At 63.8% G+C, this 1,869-nt stretch carries 2 protein-coding genes; both read left to right on the top strand.

Translation table 11 applies throughout. The annotated features are described in order from the left end of the window. Window positions 1-528 (top strand): NADH-ubiquinone oxidoreductase-F iron-sulfur binding region domain-containing protein (locus M7F93_RS11830; protein WP_298173801.1); only part of this gene is annotated, 528 nt, incomplete at its 5' end. Next, window positions 525-1,869, top strand: a 1,345-nt coding sequence (locus tag M7F93_RS11825; RefSeq protein ID WP_298173799.1) for a 2Fe-2S iron-sulfur cluster-binding protein, incomplete at its 3' end; no start/stop codon positions are given. The genes M7F93_RS11830 and M7F93_RS11825, both read left to right, overlap by 4 nt.

Here is a 1,869-nt window from a genome sequence, read left to right as displayed (position 1 = left end):
GGGGTCTTCGAGCTGCCCATGGGAACGACGGCGCGGGAGATTCTCTACGAACATGCCGGCGGGATGCGCGCCGGGCGGACCCTGCGCGCGATTCTCCCCGGGGGTTCTTCGACGCCTTTCCTCCTGCCGGAACATCTCGATACCCCCATGCACTTCGATGCGGTCGCCAAGGTGGGTTCCCGCCTCGGTACCGGCGGCTTTATCTTGATGGATGACCGGCAGTGTCCAGTCGACTTTCTCATCGCCACCACCAGGTTTTTTGCCCGTGAATCCTGCGGATTTTGTACCCCCTGCCGCGAGGGCTTGCCCTATGTGCGCTGGCTGTTGGAGCGTATCGAGGCCGGCGAGGGCGGTACCGAAGAGATCGCTGCGCTGCATGCGTTGGGCGCCCAGATTGCCCCCAACAGTTTCTGTGCCCTGGCTCCGGGTGCGCTGATGCCGGTACTCTCCGGCCTGCATGCCTTCGCGGAGGACTTCCTTGATCATGTCCGCCAGAAGTGCTGTCCCTATCGTGAGGTGGTGGCATGAAGCGCGTCTTTTATCTGGATGGCCAGGCGGTACCCTTCATGTCCGGACAGAACGTGCTGGAGGCGGCCATCGCCGCCGGGATGGCGCGACAAATCCCATACTTTTGTTATCACCCTGCCCTCGGCAGTCTCGGCGCTTGTCGTCAGTGCGCGGTGAAGATCTATCCTCACGACGACAAACATCCGCCGCGGGTGACCATGGCCTGCCTGTTGCCCGCCAGTGATAATTTGCAATTGGCAACGGTGGATAAGGAGGTCCATACCGAGCATCGGGAAATCATCGAGTTGCTGATGCTCAATCATCCTCTCGATTGCCCGGTCTGCGACGAGGGCGGTCAGTGTCACTTGCAGGATATGACGGTGCAGACCGGCCATGCCGTGCGCCGCTACAGCGGGCCGAAGCGGACTTATCACGATCAGGATCTGGGGCCGCTGGTGTATCAGGAGATGAACCGCTGTATCACCTGTTACCGCTGTGTGCGCTTCTATCAGGACACGGCGCAGGGCGATGATTTCGGCGTCTTCGGTTCCCGCGACCGGGTGTATTTCGGGCGCCTGGAAGATGGCCCGTTGGAAAGTCCCTTCAGCGGCAATCTGGTGGAGGTCTGTCCCACCGGGGTTTTCACCGACAAGGTCTTCCGTCACGATTACGCGCGGGTCTGGGACCTGCAGCAAGGGCCTTCGGTCTGCCCCCACTGCGCGGTGGGCTGCAATACCATGCCCGGTGCCCGGCTGGGTACCCTGCGCCGGGTGCGCGCGCGCCACCATCCAGAGATCAATCCGCATTTCCTCTGTGATCGCGGGCGTTATGGCTTCCGCTATGTGATGGCGGCGGAGCGGCCGGTGCAGGCGCGCCTGCACGGCGCGCGCAGTCGTCAGGATGTCGTCCTGCGCCAGGTGGCGATGCGTTTGCAGGAGGGGCGCAGTGGCTTTCTCGGTTCGCCGCGCGAGGATGTGCAGAGCAATCTGGCCCTTTTTGCTTTGGCCGACTGTCTGCACGCACCGTTTGCCGCCCTTTCCAGCCCATGGATGGAAGCGCTGGCGCAGCAGTGCATGGCCCTGCCGCAGGCGCCCACCCTGAGCGACGTGGAAACGGCGGACCACCTCATCGTGATGGGCGACCTGGGTGGCGTCGCTCCCATGGCCGAGTTGGCGGTGCGGCAGGCCCTGCGTCACGGGGCGCGGTTGACGGTGCTGGCGAGCCAACCAACGCCGCTGGCCGAAGCCGGTGACTATCGTCCGACCCGCCCCAGCGCCTTGCCGGACTTGATCACGGGTCTTGCGGAGGATGTCTGTTTGCAGGGCAGCCGTCGTCCGGTGATTCTCGCGGCTGCGGAAACCC

The sequence above is a fragment of the Acidithiobacillus sp. genome, from assembly GCF_027322205.1.
Lineage (GTDB): Bacteria > Pseudomonadota > Gammaproteobacteria > Acidithiobacillales > Acidithiobacillaceae > Acidithiobacillus.
The sequence above is the reverse complement of the archived record's forward strand: the minus strand, read 5'-3'. Positions and strand labels throughout refer to the sequence as shown.